At 58.4% G+C, this 20,574-nt stretch carries 18 protein-coding genes and 1 tRNA gene; 15 read left to right on the forward strand and 4 right to left on the reverse strand.

What is annotated here, in order from left to right; genetic code table 11:
• Positions 1–9: 9 nt before the first annotated feature.
• Entirely contained in the window at positions 10–1,305 is a 1,296-nt protein-coding gene (tig, locus tag ACGHP1_RS00180; RefSeq protein ID WP_097776813.1) for a trigger factor, read from the reverse strand.
• Positions 1,306–1,570: 265 nt separating this feature from the next.
• Here tig and ACGHP1_RS00185 point away from each other — a divergent pair.
• Positions 1,571–1,647 (forward strand) — tRNA-Arg (locus ACGHP1_RS00185).
• A gap of 150 nt (positions 1,648–1,797) precedes the next feature.
• Here the strand turns inward: ACGHP1_RS00185 and ACGHP1_RS00190 are convergent.
• Positions 1,798–2,055 (reverse strand): hypothetical protein, encoded by a 258-nt coding sequence (locus ACGHP1_RS00190; RefSeq protein WP_390507086.1) that lies wholly within the window; start codon positions 2,053–2,055, stop codon positions 1,798–1,800.
• Between the two features lie 9 nt (positions 2,056–2,064).
• A complete protein-coding gene (locus tag ACGHP1_RS00195) occupies positions 2,065–2,730 on the reverse strand; it encodes an HAD family hydrolase (RefSeq protein WP_390507088.1) in 666 nt (221 codons plus the stop codon).
• A gap of 240 nt (positions 2,731–2,970) precedes the next feature.
• Between ACGHP1_RS00195 and ACGHP1_RS00200 the strand changes: the two genes are divergently transcribed.
• The 13 genes from ACGHP1_RS00200 to argF all read left to right on the forward strand — a co-directional run bounded on the left by ACGHP1_RS00200 (position 2,971) and on the right by argF (position 17,552).
• Positions 2,971–4,047 (forward strand): branched-chain amino acid aminotransferase, encoded by a 1,077-nt coding sequence (locus tag ACGHP1_RS00200; protein ID WP_390507090.1) that lies wholly within the window; start codon positions 2,971–2,973, stop codon positions 4,045–4,047.
• Between the two features lie 344 nt (positions 4,048–4,391).
• The gene (locus ACGHP1_RS00205; protein ID WP_097774505.1) at positions 4,392–5,162 is read left to right on the forward strand and encodes an alpha/beta hydrolase; all 771 of its coding nucleotides are present in this window, start codon (positions 4,392–4,394) and stop codon (positions 5,160–5,162) included.
• Between the two features lie 21 nt (positions 5,163–5,183).
• A complete protein-coding gene (locus ACGHP1_RS00210) occupies positions 5,184–5,939 on the forward strand; it encodes an esterase family protein (RefSeq protein WP_390507091.1) in 756 nt (251 codons plus the stop codon).
• A gap of 240 nt (positions 5,940–6,179) precedes the next feature.
• The gene (locus tag ACGHP1_RS00215; protein ID WP_390507093.1) at positions 6,180–7,508 is read left to right on the forward strand and encodes an acetyl-CoA carboxylase biotin carboxylase subunit family protein; all 1,329 of its coding nucleotides are present in this window, start codon (positions 6,180–6,182) and stop codon (positions 7,506–7,508) included.
• 114 nt (positions 7,509–7,622) lie between these two features.
• Complete coding sequence (locus tag ACGHP1_RS00220; RefSeq protein WP_390507095.1) at positions 7,623–8,450, forward strand: MYG1 family protein; 828 nt, start codon at positions 7,623–7,625, stop codon at positions 8,448–8,450.
• Complete coding sequence (locus tag ACGHP1_RS00225; protein ID WP_294648513.1) at positions 8,437–8,742, forward strand: GIY-YIG nuclease family protein; 306 nt, start codon at positions 8,437–8,439, stop codon at positions 8,740–8,742. Before ACGHP1_RS00220 ends, ACGHP1_RS00225 begins: the two co-directional genes overlap by 14 nt.
• A gap of 371 nt (positions 8,743–9,113) precedes the next feature.
• Positions 9,114–10,346, forward strand: a complete 1,233-nt coding sequence (locus ACGHP1_RS00230) for an argininosuccinate synthase (RefSeq protein ID WP_044953332.1) — start codon at positions 9,114–9,116, stop codon at positions 10,344–10,346.
• A 151-nt stretch (positions 10,347–10,497) separates the two neighbouring features.
• Positions 10,498–11,898, forward strand: a complete 1,401-nt coding sequence (gene argH, locus ACGHP1_RS00235) for an argininosuccinate lyase (RefSeq protein WP_154255776.1) — start codon at positions 10,498–10,500, stop codon at positions 11,896–11,898.
• Positions 11,895–12,836 carry an N-acetyl-gamma-glutamyl-phosphate reductase gene (gene argC, locus ACGHP1_RS00240; RefSeq protein ID WP_390507098.1) on the forward strand — a complete coding sequence of 314 codons (942 nt, stop codon included), beginning with the start codon at positions 11,895–11,897 and terminating at the stop codon, positions 12,834–12,836. Before argH ends, argC begins: the two co-directional genes overlap by 4 nt.
• 168 nt (positions 12,837–13,004) lie before the next feature.
• Positions 13,005–14,234: a bifunctional glutamate N-acetyltransferase/amino-acid acetyltransferase ArgJ gene (gene argJ / locus ACGHP1_RS00245; protein ID WP_005938553.1), complete on the forward strand. Its 1,230-nt coding sequence runs from the start codon at positions 13,005–13,007 to the stop codon at positions 14,232–14,234.
• A 217-nt stretch (positions 14,235–14,451) separates the two neighbouring features.
• The gene (gene argB, locus ACGHP1_RS00250; RefSeq protein WP_005938551.1) at positions 14,452–15,306 is read left to right on the forward strand and encodes an acetylglutamate kinase; all 855 of its coding nucleotides are present in this window, start codon (positions 14,452–14,454) and stop codon (positions 15,304–15,306) included.
• 132 nt (positions 15,307–15,438) lie between these two features.
• Complete coding sequence (locus ACGHP1_RS00255; protein ID WP_390507101.1) at positions 15,439–16,641, forward strand: aspartate aminotransferase family protein; 1,203 nt, start codon at positions 15,439–15,441, stop codon at positions 16,639–16,641.
• Positions 16,638–17,552, forward strand: a complete 915-nt coding sequence (gene argF, locus ACGHP1_RS00260; protein WP_390507102.1) for an ornithine carbamoyltransferase — start codon at positions 16,638–16,640, stop codon at positions 17,550–17,552. The genes ACGHP1_RS00255 and argF overlap by 4 nt, the downstream gene beginning before the upstream one ends.
• 79 nt (positions 17,553–17,631) lie before the next feature.
• On the opposite strand, the gene ACGHP1_RS00265 is transcribed toward argF, so the two are convergent.
• Positions 17,632–18,987 carry a PTS transporter subunit EIIC gene (locus tag ACGHP1_RS00265; protein WP_390507104.1) on the reverse strand — a complete coding sequence of 452 codons (1,356 nt, stop codon included), beginning with the start codon at positions 18,985–18,987 and terminating at the stop codon, positions 17,632–17,634.
• 312 nt (positions 18,988–19,299) lie between these two features.
• Here ACGHP1_RS00265 and ACGHP1_RS00270 point away from each other — a divergent pair, with 312 nt between their 5' ends.
• The gene (locus ACGHP1_RS00270; RefSeq protein ID WP_294648509.1) at positions 19,300–20,499 is read left to right on the forward strand and encodes an enolase C-terminal domain-like protein; all 1,200 of its coding nucleotides are present in this window, start codon (positions 19,300–19,302) and stop codon (positions 20,497–20,499) included.
• Positions 20,500–20,574: the final 75 nt, after the last annotated feature.

A 20,574-nucleotide genomic window follows, 5' to 3' on the forward strand; every position in this document is an offset into this window, starting at 1 on the left:
TATCAGAACTTACTTTTCTTCAATGGTGGAGTGCTCGATCACCCAGTCGGCAGCCTTGCGGATGCCCTCGTTGCGGCGCATGGCGGGAATATCGGATTTTTCCTTGATCTCTTCCAGCGTCTTTTTGGCGCGCTCTGCACGAGCGGCCAGAGCCTTATCGATATCTTCCTCGGTGGGCACCAGATTTTCCTGCTGTGCGATCTGCAGCAGAGCCATGTGCACACGGGCGGTCTTCTCGGCAGAAGAGCGCACCTTGGCGGTAAAGCTCTCGCGGGTCTCGTGGATCTGGCTCAGGTAGCGATCCAGGCTCAGGCGCTGCATCTGCAGCTGCTGCTGGATCTGCTCCATCTGCTGCTGGTAGGTGGTCTCCACCAGCACGCTGGGCAGTTCGCCCTCAGAAGCATCGGCCAGCTGGGTCAGGATCTGATCCTTGGCACGGTTCAGCGCACCGGCGTGCTTGCCGTCGTGCAGCTGCTGCTTGACCTGTGCACGCAGCTCGTCCATGGTGTCCACATTGGCAACCTTCTTGGCAAAGTCGCTGTTCAGAGCAGGGATCTGGCGCACACATACGTCGATCAGCTTGATCTTGAACACGACGGGTTTACCGGCCAGATCCTTTGCGTGGTAACGGTTCGGGAAGGTGACGAAGATCTCGAATTCCTCGCCTGCCTTATGGCCCAGAATGCCCTCTTCAAAGCCGGGGATCATGCGGCCGCTGCCCAGCTGGACGGCCTGGTTCTTTGCGGTGCCGCCCTGGAAGGGCTTGCCCTCCAGCAGACCTTCGTAATCGATATGTACGATGTTGCCCTTTACGGCCGGACCCTTGTGCGGCACCAGCTCAGCGGCAGCAGCGCGGCGGCGCTCCAGCACATTGTCGATCTCCTTGTCGGTCACTTCCGGGGTGACGCACTCGGCGGTAAAGCCGGTGGTCTTGGTCAGGTTCAGCTCAGGCTGCAGGGCAACAGTGGCAGTGGCCACAAAGCCCTCGTCCTTTTTCACGCTCACAAGATCGTACACAGGATTGTCAACAGCCACAAAGCCGTGCTCTGCCATGGCGGCATCATACAGCGCGGGCACGTCCTTGTCCATCAGATCGTTGATGGCATCGTACCAGAAGGTGTGCTCGCCGCGGTCAGCCTCGATCTGTGCGCGGTCCGCTTCGCCCTTCTTGAAGCCGCGGATCGTATAGGAGGCGCGGGTGCGTTCGTAAACGGCGTTGGATGCAGCTTCCAGCTCTTCGGGGCTGGCGCTGAAGGTCATTTTGCAGACACTCTTTTCGGGAGTTTCCACGCTTACCAGTTTCATAGGATCTACCCTCCGTGGTGTCTCGCTGCAGAGAAAACCCGGCGGCGCAGCCTCCACGCGGTGCTGCCCGCAAAGCTCCTGTACCCCTGCACGGACACAGATTAAAAACATATAGTAAGGTTATTATAGCACAAGAACGACAAAAACGATACAAGAAAAATCATAAAAAATGCTGCTTTTTGAAAAAGATAAAAATATTTGCAAAAAACGGTTGACAAAACCCAGTCTGAGTGATAAAATACATCATGTTCCGAGCGGAACGTATGCGTTGGTAGCTCAGCTGGATAGAGTGACTGACTACGAATCAGTAGGCCGGGGGTTCGAGTCCCTTCCATCGCACCAGAAAATGCCGTGAAATCGAAAGATTTCATGGCTTTTTTGTTTTGTAAGCCATGGGTGCACGGTTTCTGCACGGTTTTTGCACGGTCGGTGTTTTCCATGTCCGATGATGTAGGGCGCTGTATTGCATTGCAATCAGTGCCCTTTTTTGCATCAGGTGAGCAGTGCCAGGCGCAGCTTTGCCTTCATTTCCGGGTCGGCATCCTTGAGCAATTCCAAGAGAGCCGTCATGGAGATGGTGGGTTCGCCTGCGGCGGGTACAGCCTGCGGGCTGGAGGTGTCGGGTTTGGCATAGAAGCCGCTTTCAAACTTCTTGCCCAGCTCCACACGGGAGGACTGCTGGATAAGTCGGACAAAGACTTCCTTGAGGATGTTCTCCGCTTTTTTTAGCGTGAAAATGTAAAAGACCAACTGTATATTTCAGGCTTCGGAAAGAAGCTTCCCCTCCTCCAGCATCTTTTTCACCTCGCGCAGGTCTTTGCACTCGGCGGTGTACAGACGGCGCATCTCGTCGTCGGCGGGGGCAAGGTCCGGCACCATCACGGTGACAAAGCCGCCCCGGGCACCGGCCCGCACGCCGTTGTAGCTGTCCTCCAGCACCAGCGTTTCAGCCGGGGCTGTGCCCAGCGCCTTGGCCGCGGTGAGGAAGATCTCCGGGTCGGGCTTTGACGAGGTGAACTGCTCGCCGGAAATAAGGGCCTGAAAGTGATCGGTCATGTGCCAGTTGTTGAGGTGCCGCAGGATGGATGCCATCCGGCTGGAGGAAGCCACCACCATGGGAATGTGCTGCGCTTCCAGATAGGCGATGAGTTCATCCAGACCCGGCTTTTTGGGCGGCGGTGCCTGAAAGGCCGTCTCCGCCTGCGCGTGCAGGGCATCCATGATGGCATCGGTGTCGCAGTCCGGGCCGTAGAAGCGGCGCAGCACGGCCCGCATGGAATCGCCTGCCGAGCCGCGCGCGGCAGCGTCCAGCCCTTCCTTATAAGGAAGGCCCAGTGTGGCCAGTGCGGGCTTCCACAGGGTGGCCCAGATGCGCTCGGTGTCGAACATCAGCCCGTCCATATCAAAAATAACACCTTTTATCATTGTGCAAAAGCTCCTTTCTGAGCCTGTAAGATCCGGCTTATGCCCTCATTGTATCATATTTTGGGCAGTTTGCACATGGAAAAGCAGGCAATTTAGCGCAACTTAACCTATCCAAAGATGAAAGATTTTTCGTTTCCTTGTAAATCACATTCATATTATTATAATAGAAAACAACATTCGGTGTTTGCGGGCGCGTTTTCACTCGCTGCGCCCGAGATCAGGAAAGAGGGAAAATAAATCATGTTGGATATCAAGATCACCCGTACCACTGCTCCGAAGGCAAAGCCTGACGAGAGCAATCTGGGTTTTGGCAAGAAGTTCACCGACCATATGTTCGTGATGGATTACACCGAGGGCAAAGGCTGGCACGATGCCCGCATTGTCCCCTACGGCCCCTTTGAACTGGACCCGGCTACTGTCGTGTTCCACTACGCTCAGGAGATCTTTGAGGGCATGAAGGCATACCGCACGGCCGATGATACCGTCCAGCTGTTCCGCCCGGACTGCAACGCAAAGCGTTTCCAGGACTCCGCCGACCGTCTGTGCATCCCCAAGATCCCTGTGGAAGACTACATTCAGGCCGTTGAGACGCTGGTGGACGTGGACCGTGACTGGGTGCCCCATTCCGACGGTGCTTCCCTGTATATCCGTCCCTTCGTGTTTGCAAACGACGTGGGTCTGGGCGTGCACGCTTCCAAGCACTACATTTTCTGCATCATCTGCGCTCCCTCGGGCGCTTACTATGCCGAGGGCATCAACCCCGTCCGCATCTACGTGGAAGACGAGTACATCCGCGCCGCTCCCGGCCTGACCGGCTTCACCAAGTGCGGCGGCAACTACGCTGCTTCCATCAAGGCCGGCGAGCTGGCCGAGGAGCAGGGCTACGCACAGGTGCTGTGGCTGGACGGCGTGGAGAAGAAGTACGTCGAGGAAGTTGGCAGCATGAACATCATGTTCAAGATCGACGGCAAGGTGTACACCGCTGCTACCGTCGGCACCGTTCTGCCCGGCGTTACCCGCCGCAGCTGCATCGAGCTGCTGAAGGACTGGGGCTATGAGGTCGTTGAGGGCAAGATCGCCATTGCCGACATCATGGCTGCTGCCCGCGAAGGCAAGCTGGAAGAGGTGTTCGGCACCGGTACCGCTGCTGTCGTCTCCCCCGTCAAGGAGCTGGTCTGGAAGGGCGAGCACGCCTACATCGGCGACGGCAAGATCGGCCCTGTCACCCAGAAGCTGTACGACACCATGACCGGTATGCAGTGGGGCAAGATCCCCGATACCAAGGGCTGGATCGTGCCTGTTGAGAAAAAGAACTGATCCCGATTCTCCGGAGAGAACCTTTTTATTCAGAATAGCAGCAAACGCCGCCAGGCCTCCGCTCGGCGGCGTTTGCCGTATATCGGAAAACTCCTTCAGTCTCGCATACGCTCGACAGCTCCCTCTAAGAGGGAGCCGTTGGCAAAACCGGAAACTTTACCGTACTGCCAAAGCCTCCCTCATTGAGGGAGGTGGCATCGCGCAGCGATGACGGAAGGAGTATCCGTCAAACCTCCAAAATTTCCCGGCGCAATTGCTTTCTGTGCCCTGCAGTGCTAAACTGAAAACAGAACAGCGGCCTGCATTGCGGCAGGCGTGCGGGAAAGATTGAGAGGAATGGATCCATGGTCAAAAAATGGAGCGTGAGCTACCCTGCCGTCAACGGCACCGAGCAGCGCAGAGTATATGTTTATCTGCCCACGATGTATGAAGCTGACCCCGACCGCCGGTATCCGGTGCTGTATATGTTCGACGGCCAGAACGTCTTTTTTGACGAGGATGCCACCTTTGGCAAAAGCTGGGGCGTGGCCGATTATCTGGACTACACCGACACCCCGCTGATCGTGGCGGCGGTGGAGTGCAACGCCGGAGCCAACAACGAACGGCTGGTGGAGTATTCGCCCTACCGGTTCGACGACCCGCAGTTCGGCCACTTCGACGGCACGGGTCAGGCCACCATGAGCTGGTATATCCACCGGTTCAAACCCTTCATCGACCGCAACTTCCGCACTCTGCCCGACCGGGAGCACACCTTCATCGGCGGCAGCAGTATGGGCGGCCTGATGAGCCTGTACGCCCTTTTGCAGTACAACGACACTTTCAGCCGTGCGGCGGCGCTGTCACCGTCTATCTGGGTGTCGCCGGAAAAGCTTTCCGGCCTTGTGGGCCGCGCAAAGCTGGAGCCGGGCACCGTGCTGTACATGGACTACGGCTCCCGCGAGATGGGCAACCACGACGGGATGCGCTGCGGCTTTGCAGAGATGTGCGCAAAGGTCATGACCCGGGGCATCCACCTTACCAGCCGCATCGTGCCCGGCGGCACCCACAGCGAAGCCAGTTGGGAAAAACAGCTGCCCTTTATGTTCCACACCCTGATGTATGAGGTGGAGGAGTAAACCCTAAAAGGAGGAAACACCATGGAAATGCAGTATTTTAAGGACTACAGCCCGGCGCTGGGCCGCGACATGGAGTGTAAAATTTACGGCCACGCAGGCCGCCCGATGCTGTACATCCCCTGTCAGGATGGCCGCTTCTTCGATTTTGAGAACTTCCACATGGCCGACACCCTTGCCCCGTGGATCGATGCCGGTAAGATCATGGTGATCTCCATTGATACCATGGACAAGGAGACCTGGTCCGACACGCAGGGTGACCCCTATTGGCGCATTCGCCGCTATGAGCAGTGGCTGCGCTATATCGTGGAGGAGGCTGTGCCCAAGATCCAGTATATGGCCAAGGAGCGCAACGGCTGGGACGACCTGCCCGGTGTCATTGCCTTTGGCTGCAGTCTGGGCGCTACCCATGCGGTCAACCTGTACCTGCGCCGCCCGGATGTGTTCTGCGGCTGTCTGGCCCTCAGCGGCATCTACACGGCCCACTATGGCTTCGGCAATTATATGGACGAGCTGGTGTACATGAACTCGCCCGTGGACTACATGAAGAACTTCCCGGAGGATCACCCCTATATGCAGCTGTTCCGTAGCCAGAAGGCGGTCATCTGCTGCGGTCAGGGCGACTGGGAGCAGCCGGACACCACATGGTTCCTCAAGCGCATCTTCGAGGCCAAGAACATCCCCATCTGGGTAGACCTGTGGGGCCACGATGTGAACCACGACTGGAACTGGTGGTATAAGCAGACTGCATATTACATGCCGTATATTCTGGGCGAGTAAAATGGCTCGCCCTCTCAGTCACCTTCGGTGACAGCTCCCCCAAAGGGGGAGCCTTTGGCAAAACCAAAAGGCCTTGCCGTACTGCCAAGGCCTCTCCCTTTGACAGATTTCCCCCGGTCGGGGGAAGATGTCGCGCAAGCGACAGAAAGGGGAACGAGGTGGACGCGAGCTTTGCGAGCGGACGGAGAGGGCGAGGCCGCCTTTATAGAGGTTTATAGAGGAAAGAGGAATCATAAAACCATGCAGAATTTCATTTTTATTTCGCCCAACTTCCCCACCAACTACTGGCAGTTCTGCCGTGAGCTGAAAAACAACGGAATGAATGTGCTGGGCATCGGCGACCAGCCCTACGATGAGCTGAAGCCAGAGCTGAAGGACAGCCTGAACGAGTACTACAAGGTGGGCAGTCTGGAAAACTACGACGAGGTCTACCGCGCCGTGGCCTTCTTTGCCTTCAAGTATGGCCGCATCGACTGGCTGGAGTCCAACAATGAATACTGGCTGGAGCGGGACGCAGCCCTGCGCACCGATTTCCACATCACCTCCGGCTTCCAGACCTCCGATATGCCCCGCATCAAGTACAAGAGCAAGATGAAGGAGTATTACCAGAAGGCCGGCATCGCCACCGCACGTTACCACATGGTGGACGATTACGAGGGCTGCCGGAAGTTCATCGACGAGGTGGGCTACCCGGTGGTGGTAAAGCCGGATAACGGCGTGGGCGCATCCGATACCCACAAGCTGTCCAGCGACGAGGACCTGAAAAAGTTCCTCGTGCAGAAGACGGCCCATCACCCGGATGTGGAGTACATCATGGAGGAGTTCGTCCGGGCCGAGGTGAACAGCTACGATGCCATCATCGATGCCAACGGCAACCCCATCTTTGAGGCCGGCAACGTCAGCCCCATGTCCATCATGGATATCGTCAACGACAACGACAACTCCATCTACTACATCATCAAGGACCTGCCCGAGGACACCCGCGCTGCAGGCCGTGCCGCCGTCAAGAGCTTTGGCGTGAAGAGCCGCTTCATCCACTTTGAGTTCTTCCGCATGACCGAGAATCAGGCCAGCATGGGCAAAAAGGGCCAGATCGTGGCGCTGGAGGTCAACATGCGCCCCTGCGGCGGCTTTACCCCGGACATGATCAACTTTGCCCGCTCCACCAACGTCTACAAGATCTGGGCGGACATGATCGCCTTTGGCGGCACCGATATGCCGGTGGGCGAGCACTTCTACTGCCCGTTTGCAGGCCGCCGCGACGGCAAGCACTTTGTGTACAGCCACGAGCAGATCATGCAGAAGTACCAGCAGAACATGCGCATGGTGGACCGCATCCCGGACGCCCTGAGCGGTGCCATGGGCAACCAGATGTACGTTGCCACCTTCTCCACCCGCGAGGGCATGGAGCAGTTCTACGCCGACGTGCTGGCCACCACCGATGCCACGAATGCCGCAGCTCAGAAGGAACTGAGCAGCATTCTGGCTCTGGGCGAGCCGGAGACCGCCCCGGCGGAAAAGCCCGCCGCTCCTGCCGCTAAAAAGGCACGCACCACAAAGAAAAAGTAAGAATACGCTCAAGAAGCCCCGGAATGGCGTGCCCGTTCCGGGGCTTTTCGTTGTCCCTTTCTGCAAAGTGTGCTATACTGTTGCCAGACATTTTATTGGGAACGAGGTACATCTATGAAAATTCCTGCAAACGGCTTTACCCACGCCGGCAAGTTCCACGCCGACGATGTGTTTGCCACTGCCCTGCTGCAAATTTTGCGCCCGGACATCAAGATCACCCGCGGCTTTGTGGTGCCGGATGATTTTGACGGCATCGTGTACGATGTGGGCTTTGGTATGTTCGACCACCATCAGGAGCCGCGGGAGTGCCGCCCCAATGGCGTGCCCTATGCGGCCTTCGGCCTGCTGTGGCGGGTGCTCGGCCCCGGCCTTGTGGGCGAGCGGCAGGCCCGGCTCATTGACGAGAACTTTATCCAGCCGCTGGACCTCAACGATAACACCGGCGAGCAGAACAGCCTGTGCGATGCCATTGGCTTTTTTAACCCGGTGTGGGACTCCAAAGAGGATCAGGACACCTGCTTTTTCAAGGCGGTGGCCGTGGCAAAGCAGATCTTGGAAAACCAGATCGCCAGCGCCAACGCCGTGAACCGCGCCGACGAAAAGGTGCAGCAGGCTTACAAAAACTCCCGGGACGGCATCGTGGTGCTGCCCTGCTATCTGCCGTGGAAGAACGGCCTGTACAAGACGGACGCGTTGTTCGTGATCTACCCCAGCCAGCGCGGCGGCTGGAGCGCCCAGTGCGTCACCGACCACAAGACCAAGCGCCCCAAGCTGCCCTTCCCCCAGAGCTGGGCCGGCCAGCCGCAGGAGGTCATTGAGCAGAAGAGCGGCATCCCGGGCATCAGCTTCTGCCACGCCAGCCGCTTCCTCATCACGGCCAAGGATAAGGAGACCGCCCTTGCGGCCTGCCGTCAGGTGTTAAAGAACAATGGCCGCATCTGAGCCGTGCGCCCGGCCAAAGCCCGCCTTTGTGTATATGGTGCGGTGTACCGGCGGTACGCTGTACACCGGCTGGACCACCGACCCTGCCGCCCGCCTGTGCGCCCACCAGAGCGGACGCGGCGCAAAGTACACCCGTGCCAGAGGGGCCGGGGGTTTTGCCTATCTCGAACTGTGCGCGGATAAGCGCGCCGCCCTGCGGCGGGAGTATGCCCTCAAGCAGCTGCCCAAGGCCCAGAAGGAACTGCTGTGCCGCGCATGGAGCGCGGCGGGCGGGCCATTTTCCGGCGCATAAAGCGAAAACGAAACCCGGGACTCTTTCAGGGCCAGACGGCTCACAAAAGGGTCCCGGGCTTTTTGTTTTTGCGGTGTGAATTCTTTCCGTGTGCTGTAGTCCGCACATGCCCCGGGCGGGATGCATGTGCCCCGAATATATACTGTGAAAATGCATAAAATATGAATATATTCTGCAAATAACGCATAAAGATGCAACATGAACGAAAAACGGGTGCCGGAAGCAAAAAAGGTTTGTATGGTTTTGTTATTGACGAAAAAACAGCGCGGCGTATAATAAAAGCATCAACCGAAACGCAACGGAAGAGGATGCGAAGGGAAAGTGCGCATCAGAAGACAAAAGTGTATTTTTATGAAAAAGGAGCGTCACCTATGAAAAAGGAAAACATCAAAAAAGTCGTGCTGGCATACTCCGGCGGTCTGGACACCTCCATCATCATTCCCTGGCTGAAGGAAAACTACAACAACTGCGAGGTCGTCGCTGTCTCCGGTGACGTGGGTCAGGGCACGGAGCTGGATGGTCTGGAAGAAAAGGCCAAGGCTACCGGCGCTTCCAAGCTGTACGTGCTGGACCTGAAGAAGGACTTTGTGGAGAACTACATCTTCCCCACCCTGAAGTTCGGCGCAAAGTACGAGGACTACCTGCTGGGCACCAGCTTTGCACGTCCGTGCATCGCAAAGGCTCTGGCTGATATTGCCATCAAGGAAGGCGCAGACGCCATCTGCCACGGCTGCACCGGCAAGGGCAACGATCAGGTGCGTTTTGAGCTGACCCTCAAGGCCCTGTGCCCCGATATGGCCATCATTGCTCCGTGGCGTGAGTGGGACATCAAGAGCCGTGACGAGGAGATCGATTACGCCGAGGCTCACCACATCCCCCTGAAGATCAACCGCGAGACCAACTATTCCAAGGACAAGAACCTGTGGCACCTGAGCCACGAGGGTCTGGATCTGGAAAGCCCCGCCAACGAGCCGCAGTACAACAAGCCCGGCTTCCTGGAGCTGGGCATCAGCCCCGAGCAGGCTCCCGATAAGCCCACCTATGTGACCATCCACTTTGAAAAGGGCATCCCCACCGCCGTGGACGGCAAGGAGATGGGCGCTGTGGAGCTGGTGGAATACCTGAACAAGCTGGGCGGCGAGAACGGCATCGGCCTGCTGGATATCGTGGAGAACCGTCTGGTGGGCATGAAGAGCCGCGGTGTGTATGAGACCCCCGGCGGTGCCATCCTGTACAAGGCCATCAATGTTCTGGAGACCATCACTCTGGATAAGGAAAGCTCTCACTTCAAGGCTCAGCTGGCCCAGAAGTATGCCGATATCGTTTACAACGGCCAGTGGTTCACCCCGCTGCGCGAGGCTCTGGATGCCTTTGCCGACAGTCTGGAAAAGACCGTCACCGGCGATGTGAAGCTCAAGCTCTACAAGGGCAACATGATCAACGCCGGCGTCACCTCTCCGTACACCCTGTACGACGAGCAGACTGCTTCCTTCGGTGAGGACGAGGACTACAATCAGGCTGATGCAACAGGCTTCATCAACCTGTTCGGCCTGTCCATCAAGGAGCGCGCAAAGCTGTCCAAGAACTGGCCGGAGGTCAAGTAAGCAGCTATAACATCTTCCCTTTCGTGTGTTTTCACACTTTCACACGGAAGTTCCATCCAACCGGCATCGTTGCCGGCGGCACCGCCGCAGGAGCGTTTTCCCCTGCGGCGGCTTTGCCGTTTTTAGAGGTAAATAAAAAGAGGACAATTTTATGGCAGAACAACTCTGGAAGGGCCGTTTTTCCAAGGCCGTGGATTCCCGCGTGAACGACTTCAACTCCTCCATCCGGTTCGACCAGCGCATGATCGCGCAGGATATGCGCGGCAGCGGCGTGCACGCCGCCATGCTGGCAAAGCAGGGCATCATCTCGGAAAAGGATTGTGAGGACATCCTCAACGGTCTGGCTTCCATCGCCGACGATCTGGCAGCCGGCAGGCTGGAGATCGACCCCAATGCCGAGGATGTGCACACCTTTGTGGAGCAGACCCTCACCGCCCGCATTGGCGATGCGGGCAAGCGGCTGCACACCGGCCGCAGCCGCAACGATCAGGTGGCGCTGGATATCCGCCTGACCCTGCGGGACTACAGCCACACCCTGCAGGCCTACATTGTGGAGCTCATCAAGGTCATCTGCAAAAAGGCCGGTGAGAACACCACCGCCGTCATGCCGGGCTACACCCACCTGCAGCGCGCCCAGCCCATCACCTTTGGCCACGCCCTGATGGCATACGCCTCCATGCTGCTGCGCGACCTGCAGCGCTTTGAGGATGCCACCGCCCGCATGGACGCACAGTGCCCGCTGGGCAGCGGCGCGCTGGCTGGCACCACCTACCCGCTGGACCGCCAGTTCACCGCCGAAAAGCTGGGCTTTGCGGCTCCCTGCGCCAACAGTCTGGACGGCGTGTCCGACCGTGATTTCTGCATCGAACTGGCAAACGCCATCTCCATCTGCATGATGCACCTGTCCCGTCTTTCCGAGGAGATCATCCTGTGGTGCAGCTGGGAGTTCAAGTTCATTGAGCTGGACGATGCCTTTACCACCGGCTCTTCCATCATGCCGCAGAAGAAGAACCCCGATGTTACCGAGCTGATCCGCGGAAAGACCGGCCGCGTCTACGGCGACCTGAACACCCTGCTGGTGATGATGAAGGGCATTCCCCTCGCCTACAACAAGGACATGCAGGAAGATAAGGAAGCCATCTTCGACGCAGTGGATACGCTGGAGCTGTGCCTGAAGACGGTCACTCCCATGCTGGACACCATGAAGACCATTCCGGCCAACATGCGCCGCGCCGCCGCCAAGGGCTTTATCAACGCCACCGACTGCGCCGACTACCTCACCAAGAAGGGGATGCCCTTCCGCGATGCCTACAAGCTGACCGGCTGCATGGTGTCCGACTGCATCGCAAAGGACAAGACCCTTGAAGAGCTGACCCTCGACGAGTTCAAGGGCTACAGCGCTCTGTTTGAGAACGATATCTACGATGCCATTGATCTGGTCAAGTGCTGCGAGGGCCGCACCAGCTACGGCGGCCCCAGCGAAGCCAGCGTGAACAACCAGATCGCACTGGCAAACGCACAGCTGGATGCGTGGGAGGAAAAGAACGCATGAGCGTGAAAGTTTTTATTGATGGCTCTTCCGGCACCACCGGCCTGCGCATTGCCGACCGTCTGGCACAACGCCCGGAGATCGAGCTGCTTTCCATTTCCGCAGAGGGCCGCAAGGATGTGAACGAGCGCGCGAAGGTGATCAACTCCGCCGACCTTGCCTTCCTCTGCCTGCCGGATGCCGCTTCCAAAGAGGTCATGCCTCTGCTGCGCCCGGACGTGAAGGTGCTGGACACCTCCACCGCCTTCCGCACCGATGCCGCATGGGACTACGGCTTCCCGGAGCTGGCGGGCCAGAAGGAAAAAATCAAAAATTCCTGCCGCGTGGCAGTGCCCGGCTGCTATGCCAGCGGCTTTATCAGCATTGCCCGCCCGCTGGTGGAGCTGGGCCTTGCACCGGCAGAGTATCCCTTCAGCTGTACCGGCATCTCCGGCTACTCCGGCGGCGGCAAAAAGATGATCGCCGAGTACGAGAGCGCTGACCGCCCGGCGCACAGCAAGCTGGATGCACCCAAGAGCTACGGTCTGGGCCTTGCCCATAAGCATCTGCCGGAAATGCAGAAGATCAGCGGCCTTGCCCACACCCCCATGTTCGTGCCCGTGGTGTGCGATTACTACTGCGGCATGCAGGTGCTGGTGCCGCTGGATCTGACGCTGGCGGGCAGCACCGCCGAACAGGTGGCCGAGGGCATTGCGGCATATTACAAGGATGCTGCCACCGTCAAGGTGCACGCCCTGAACGAAGCCCTGCCGGAAAACGGCCTGTACTCCAATGCTATGGCCGGTACCGACCGCATGGAGCTGTACATGACCGTGAACGCTGCAGGCGACCAGATGATGCTGGTCTCCCTGTTCGATAATCTGGGCAAAGGCTCCTCCGGCGCGGCCGTCCAGTGCATGAACCTGATGCTGGGGCTGGAAGAGACCAAAGGGTTGGAATAAAAAAGAAAACCCTCTCAGTCACCTGACGGTGACAGCTCCCCCGAAGGGGGAGCTTTTGGCAAAAAGATAAGGTTTCCCTCTTGCTGAAAAGCTCCCCCTTTTGGGGGAGCTGGCAATGCCGCAAGGCATTGACTGAGAGGGTTCGTCCTGTGGGAAAGGAAGATCATTATGCAGTATCAAGAAGTTGCGGGCGGCATCTGCGCGCCCAAGGGCTTTGCAGCGGCTGGCGTGCACTGCGGCATCCGCGCAAACCATGCAGAAAAATACGATCTGGCACTCATCAAGGCGGACGTGCGCTGCGCCGCCGCCGGTGTGTACACCACCAACAAGGTCTGCGGCGCACCCATCAAGGTGGACCGTGCCCACCTGAAGGACGGCTACGCACAGGCGATCATCGTGAACAGCGGCAACGCCAACACCTGCGCCGCCAACGGCGTGGCTCTGGCCGAAGAATGCTGCGAGCTGGTGGGCAAGGAGCTGGGCATCGACCCGCAGGACGTTCTGCCCGCCTCCACCGGTGTCATCGGTCAGCCCATGGTCATCGACCCCTTTGCCCGGGGCATCCCTGCCGCCGCCGCAAAGCTGGCTGCGGACGAGCAGGGCAGCACCGACGCGGCCACCGCCATCATGACCACCGACACCCACAAAAAGGAATACGCCATCCAGTTCGAGCTGGGCGGCAAGACCTGCACGGTGGGTGCCATTGGCAAGGGCAGCGGCATGATCGCCCCCAACATGGCCACCATGCTGGCCTTCTACACCACCGATGCGGCGGTCTCGCCCATCCTGTTGGAAAAGGCCCTCAAGACCGTGGTGCCCGGCACCTACAACCAGATGAGCGTGGATCTGGACACCTCCACCAACGATACCTTGATCATCATGGCTTCCGGCCTTGCAGGCAACCCGGAGATCTGCGAGGAGAATGCGGACTACGAAGCCTTTGTTGCCGCGCTCACCGCCATTGCAGAGCACATGTGTGCCGAGCACGCCGGTGACGGCGAGGGTGCCACCCACCTCATCACCTGCGAAGTGACCCACGCCCCCGACCTGAAGACCGCCCGTGCCGTCAGCCGCAGCGTGGTGTGCTCCAACCTGTTCAAGGCCGCAGTGTTCGGCCGCGATGCCAACTGGGGCCGCATCCTGTGCGCCATCGGCTACACCCCCGGCGATTTCTCCATTGATAAGGTCTGCGTGTGGCTTTCCAGCAAGGCCGGTGAGGTGTATGTGTGCGAAAACGCCGCCTACCACCCCTACAGCGAGGACGAAGCCGCCAAGGTGCTGGCTGAGCACGATGTGCTGGTCAAGGTGGACATGGGCACCGGCGATGCATCCGCAAAGGCATGGGGCTGCGATCTGACCTACGATTACGTCAAGATCAACGGCGACTACCGCACCTGATAACCCTCTCAGGCGCTGCGCGCCAGCTCCCCCGAAGGGGGAGCTTAAAACGAACGACAAGCAGCTGATTTTATGAAATAAAGTGACCCGTCCAGCAAAGGCTCCCCCTTGAGAGGACAGACTTCCCCCGCGCCGGGGGAAGATGTCGCGTGAGCGACAAAAAGGGGAATCTGGCAATGCCGCAAGGCATTGACTGAGAGGGTTCAGAGGAAATCTTATGAAAAACGAAGAAATGGCGCGCCTTTTCTCTGAGGCGACACCCTACATCCAGAAGTATCACGGAAAGACCATGGTGGTAAAGTACGGCGGCAATGCCATGATCAACGAAGAACTGAAAAATGCCGTCATGAACGATTTGGTCACCCTTACCCTGCTGGGTGTGCGCGTGGTGCTGGTGCACGGCGGCGGCCCGGCTATCAACGAGATGCTGAAAAAGGTGGGTGTGGAGAGCCATTTCGCAAACGGTCTGCGGGTGACTGACGATGCCACCATGGAAATCGTGCAGCAGGTGCTGGCCGGTAAGGTGAACAAGGATCTGGTGGCCAAGCTGCGCGGCCGCGGCGTGGGCCTGTGCGGCATGGACGGTCAGATGCTGCGCTGCACCGAGCTGGACCCCCAGCTGGGCCATGTGGGCGAGATCGTGCATGTGGACGCTACCCTGATCGCAAGCCTGCTGGATGGCGGCTTCATCCCCGTGATCGCCACGGTGGGCATGGACGATCTGGGTCAGGCCTACAACGTGAACGCCGACACTGCCGCTGCACAGATCGCGATTGCGCTGAAAGCGGAGAAGCTGGTATCCATGACCGATATCGCGGGCCTGCTGCGGGATAAAGACGACGAGAGCACCCTCATCCCCGAGGTGGAGGTGTCCGAGATCGAGGGCTATAAGTCCGCCGGCATCATTGCGGGCGGCATGATCCCCAAGATCGGCGGCATGGCCGATGCCATCTATCAAGGTGTGCACGAGGCGGTCATCATCGATGGCCGCGTGCCCCACTCCATCCTGCTGGAGCTGTTCTCCAACCGCGGCTCCGGCACCCGCTTTTACCGCCGCAGCCACCGCGAATAAGCATTGCGCAGGTGCCGTGCAGGCGGTATAATAAGAAAAATGACCCTCTCAAGCCTTTGCCAGCATTTTCTGGCGCGAAAGCGCCTGAGAGGGTTTTCTGTTCACAGTTTCTGTTCACAGGAGGGTACACCTATGGATTCTGAAAAAGTCATCAAGCGGGACAACGAATACGTCCTGCACACCTATAACCGCAACCCTATTGTGCTGGAAAAAGGCCACGGCCTGCGCGCCGCAGGCCCCGAGGGCCAGCAGTATCTGGATTTTACCAGCGGCATTGGCGTGAACAGCCTTGGCTACTGTGATCTGGACTGGGCCGAGGCCGTTTCCGAGCAGGCCCACAAGCTGCAGCATACCTCTAACCTTTACTACACCGCGCCCTGCGGCAAGCTGGCCAAAAAGCTGTGCAAGCGCACCGGCATGAGCAAGGTGTTCTTTGGCAACTCCGGTGCCGAGGCCAACGAGGGTGCCATTAAGGCCGCGCGCAAGTACAGCGTGGACCACTACCGCAAGGACCGCACCACGGTCATCACGCTGGTGAACAGCTTCCACGGCCGCACCATCGCCACCCTGACCGCCACCGGTCAGGAGGTGTTCCACAACTACTTCGGCCCCTTCAACGAAGGCTTCCTGTATGCTCCGGCAGGCGATATCGAAGCGCTGGAGGAGCTGGTGGACCGCACCACCTGCGCCGTGATGCTGGAACTCATTCAGGGCGAGGGCGGCGTGATGGCGCTGGACCCGGACTACGTGCAGGCCGTGCGCAAGCTCTGCGACGAAAAAGACCTTGTGCTCATCGTGGACGAGGTGCAGACCGGCGTGGGCCGCACCGGCACCTTCCTGTGCTGCGAGCACTACAACCTCAAGCCGGACGTGGTCACGCTGGCCAAGGGTCTGGGCGGCGGCCTGCCCATCGGCGCAGTGCTGATGAACGAAAAGGTAGCCGAGGGCATGGGCCCCGGCACCCATGGCTCCACCTTCGGCGGCAACCCGGTGGTCTGCGCCGGTGCCAACGTGGTGGTGGACCACATGGACCAGAGCTTCCTTGCCAATGTCAACGAGCGTGCCGTCCAGCTGCGCGCGGGCATCGCAAAGCTGCCCCATGTCAAGAGCATTTCCGGCATCGGCCTGATGGTGGGCATCGAGTTCTACGACCTCAAGGCCGCAGATGTGCTGGCCGCCTGCCGCGAAGCGGGCCTGCTGGTGCTGACAGCCAAGACCCGCCTGCGCCTGCTGCCGCCGCTGACCCTCAGCGAGCACGATGTGGACATGGCGCTGGAGATCCTGAGCGATGTGCTGGGCAAGATGGAGCCGACGGCTCCGAAGGAGCAGGCATGAAAAATCTGCTGAAAATGAGCGACCTCTCCCCTGCCGAGCTGACCCACATTCTGGATGTGGCCGACCAGCTCAAGGCACAGCAGAAGCTGGGCGGCACGGCCCCGCTGCTGGCAGGAAAGACGGTTGCCCTGATATTCTCCAAGGCATCCACCCGAACCCGCACCAGCTTTGAGGTGGGTGTGTACCAGCTGGGCGGTCTGGGCAACTACATGAACACCGCCGAGCTGCAGGCCGGGCGCGGCGAGCCCCTCAAGGACACCGCCCGGGTGCTGGGCCGCTACTACGACTGCGTGGTGTGGCGCACCTACCGCCAGAGCGATCTGGAAGAGTTTGCCGAGCTGGCCGGTGTGCCGGTGATCAACGGCCTGACGGATTACGCCCATCCCTGCCAGGTTCTGGCCGACCTGATGACCATTCGGGAGCGCCGGGGCACCCTGGCCGGGCGGAAGCTCTGCTTTGTCGGCGACGGCAGCAGCATGGCAAACAGCCTCATCGTGGGCGGACTGCTGGCTGGGATGCAGGTCACCTGCGTCTGCCCGCAGAGCTACCGCCCGGCGGCGGATGTGCTGATGTTCGCCCACAAGTACGGCAGCGCCTTCCACCTGACCGCAGACCCTGCCGAGGGTATTCAGGATGCCGACGTGGTGGCAACGGCTGTGTGGAACACCGCCAAGCCCGGCACGCCGGAAAGTGAGCAGCGCCTGCGGGATTTTGTGGGCTTCCAGCTCACCGGCAAGCTGCTGGAAAGCGCCAAGCCCGATGTCATGGTGCTGCACTGCCTGCCCGCCCACCGGGGCGAGGAGATCTCCTCGGCGGTGTTCGAGCAGCACGCACCGGAGATCTTTGACGAAGCCGAGAACCGCCTGCATGTGCAGAAAGCCGTGCTGGCCATTCTGCTGGCGGGGAAATAAAAACAGAACGCCAACAGGGCCGCCGCACATCGTTTGTGCGGCGGCCCTGTTTTTTATCGTGGGAGATTTGAAAAAGCGATCAGCTGCGGTCCATTTTGACCACGAACAGGTAGCTCAGAACAAAGGATAAGCCAAAGGCAATGACCCAGCCGATGGCGGCGTAGATGAAGTAAGGTCCGATATAAGCGGGAATGCTGAAAATGCTGGAGGTGATGTAGCCGTACAGGCGCACACCAAAGGCACCGATGAAGGCGCTGCCCACGCAGCTGCCGATGGTGGCAGCAAGGAAACCCTTCTTGTACTTGGTCAGAACGCCGAACAGTGCCGGCTCGGTGATGCCCAGAATGCCGGACAGAACGGAGGACAGAACGATGGAACGTTCCTTTTGGGTCTTTTCCTTAAAATAGCAGCCTGCTGCTGCACCCACAATGGACAGATTTGCAATGAACATCATGGGCATGAGCATGTCGTAGCCCTTGGTGGCAAAGTTCTCCAGAGCAATAGGAGTCATGGCGTGGTGCATACCCACCAGAATAGAGGCGGGACGGATCAGACCCATGACGACACCGGCAAAGATGGGAGAGATACCGAACAGCACATCCAGCATCCATGCCAGACCTTTACCGATGTAAATGCCCACGGGACCAATGACAGTCAGGGCAAAGAAGCCGGAAATGAACAGGGTGATGGTGGGGGTGATAACGGTGCGGGCGGCTTCGGGAACGATATTATCGACCCACTTGTAGATATAGCTCAGAGCAAATACGCCGAAGATGATGGGAATGACCGAACCGGAATAGTTGAACACCGGGATGGGCAGGATGCCTGCAAACATAAAGTTGCTGATCTCGCCTGCCTTGGCAGCATCCACCATGGTGGGGTACATCAGAGTGGCGGCAATGGCAATGGCCAGATACTGGTTGGTCTTGAATTTTTTTGCGGCCGATGCGGCAATGAAGAACGGCAGGAAGGTAAACACACCGCTTGCCAGCATATCAATGATCTTATAGGTGTCGGTGGCGTTGGATACAACACCCAGAGCGACAAGACCGCCCATCAGGCCCTTGATCATACCGGCACCGGCAATGGCGGGCACGATGGGGCCGAATACGCCGGACACCATATCCATGAACCAGGAAATAAAATCTTTCTTTTTTTCCGGCTGGGCAGGAGCTGCGATATCCTCCTTCAGATCCAGCATCTGCAAGGCAATGTCATAATATTTATGGACGCTGGTGCCAAGCACGATCTGCAGCTGGCCTTTGGCAAACTGCACGCCAATGACACCATCCAGCGCCTTGATGGCGTCCTCCTGGATCTTGCTGGTATCCTTGAGCTCAAAGCGCAGACGGGTCATGCAATGCCAAGTGTTCACAACATTGTCCTTGCCGCCGACATACTCGATGATCTTTGCGACGACTTCAGTCTTTTCCATAAGGGAGAGCCTCCTTCTTCGGTTTCCTTTTTCCTCGATTGTGTTCCAATGCGAAAATCCAGCACGTGCGTTGTGACGCTAATATACCACGGAAAAATTTCATTGTAAAACATACCATTTCTCTGGAATGATTTAAAAAAGAAACGATAACATGTTGTTAAATGATTTTAGTTTCAAAAATTGGACTGTTTTATTTTGCGGTTTTCGCCAAATAAAAAGCAGGAATTGATTTGCCGCCAAAGGTATGATTGAATAGTTCTGCAAGCAAAAATGCAAACCCTTTTCAATCTGCTATAAAGAGGTGTGCTTCTTATGAAACCTACGATCATTACAGATATCAAATGTTTTGTCACGAACCCGGAACGCCACAATCTGGTGGCTGTCAAGGTGCTCACGAATAAGGGCGTTTATGGTGTGGGCTGCGCAACCTTCCAGCAGCGGCCGCTGGCGGTGAAATGCGCGGTGGAGGATTACCTCAAGCCCATCCTGATCGGACGCGATGCCAACGATATTGAAGACCTGTGGAACCTGATGATGGTCAACTCCTACTGGCGCAACGGCCCGGTGCTGAACAACGCCGTGGCAGGCATCGACATGGCGCTGTGGGATATCAAGGGCAAGCTGGCAGATATGCCCCTGTACCAGCTGCTGGGCGGCAAGGCGCGGACGGCGATCCCGGCCTATACCCACGCCGTGGCGGATGATCTGGAAGGATTATACCGCGAGGTGGACCGCATCTACAAGGAGGGCTACCGTTATATCCGCTGCCAGCTGGGCTTTTACGGCGGGATCCCGGACGAGCTGAATACCCCGGAAAACCCCCTGCCCGGCACCTATTTTAACCAGGACGACTACATGCGCAACACCGTGTATATGTTCGGCAAGCTGCGGGAAAAGTACGGCAGCTCCTTCCACATCCTGCACGATGTGCATGAAAGGCTGACCCCAAATCAGGCGATCCGGTTTGCCAAAGAGCTGGAACCGTACGCTCCCTATTTCCTCGAAGATCTGCTTCCGCCGGATCAGAACGAGTGGCTGGCCCAGCTGCGCAGCCAGTGTGCGGCCCCCATTGCTACCGGCGAGCTGTTCAATAACCCCATGGAATGGAAAGAACTGGTCGTGAACCGCCGCGTGGACTACCTGCGCTGCCATGTTTCCCAGCTGGGTGGCATTACCCCGGCGGTAAAGCTGGCGCACTTCTGCGAACCCTTTGGTGTGCGTATCGCATGGCACACCCCATCGGACATTACCCCCATCGGGGTGGCGGTGAATACCCACCTGAACATCCATCTGCATAATGCCGCCATTCAGGAGAACATCGAGCTGAAAGACAAGATCAAGGCAGTGTTCCCCGGCTACAACGAGGCAAAAGGCGGCTACTTCTACCCTATTGAGCGTCCGGGCATCGGTGTGGATATCGACGAAAAGGAGATCGTCAAGTATCCGGTGCGCTACCGTCCCCATGAGTGGACCCAGAGCCGTATCCCGGATGGTACGCTGGTGACACCGTGACCGACCGCTTTCAATAATGTGCAGGACTTTGCACTTTTTGTCCCAGTGTGGTATCCTTAGCAAAAGACCCCAAGG

The organism is Faecalibacterium sp. i21-0019-B1, from assembly GCF_042852915.1.
GTDB lineage: Bacteria > Bacillota > Clostridia > Oscillospirales > Ruminococcaceae > Faecalibacterium > Faecalibacterium taiwanense.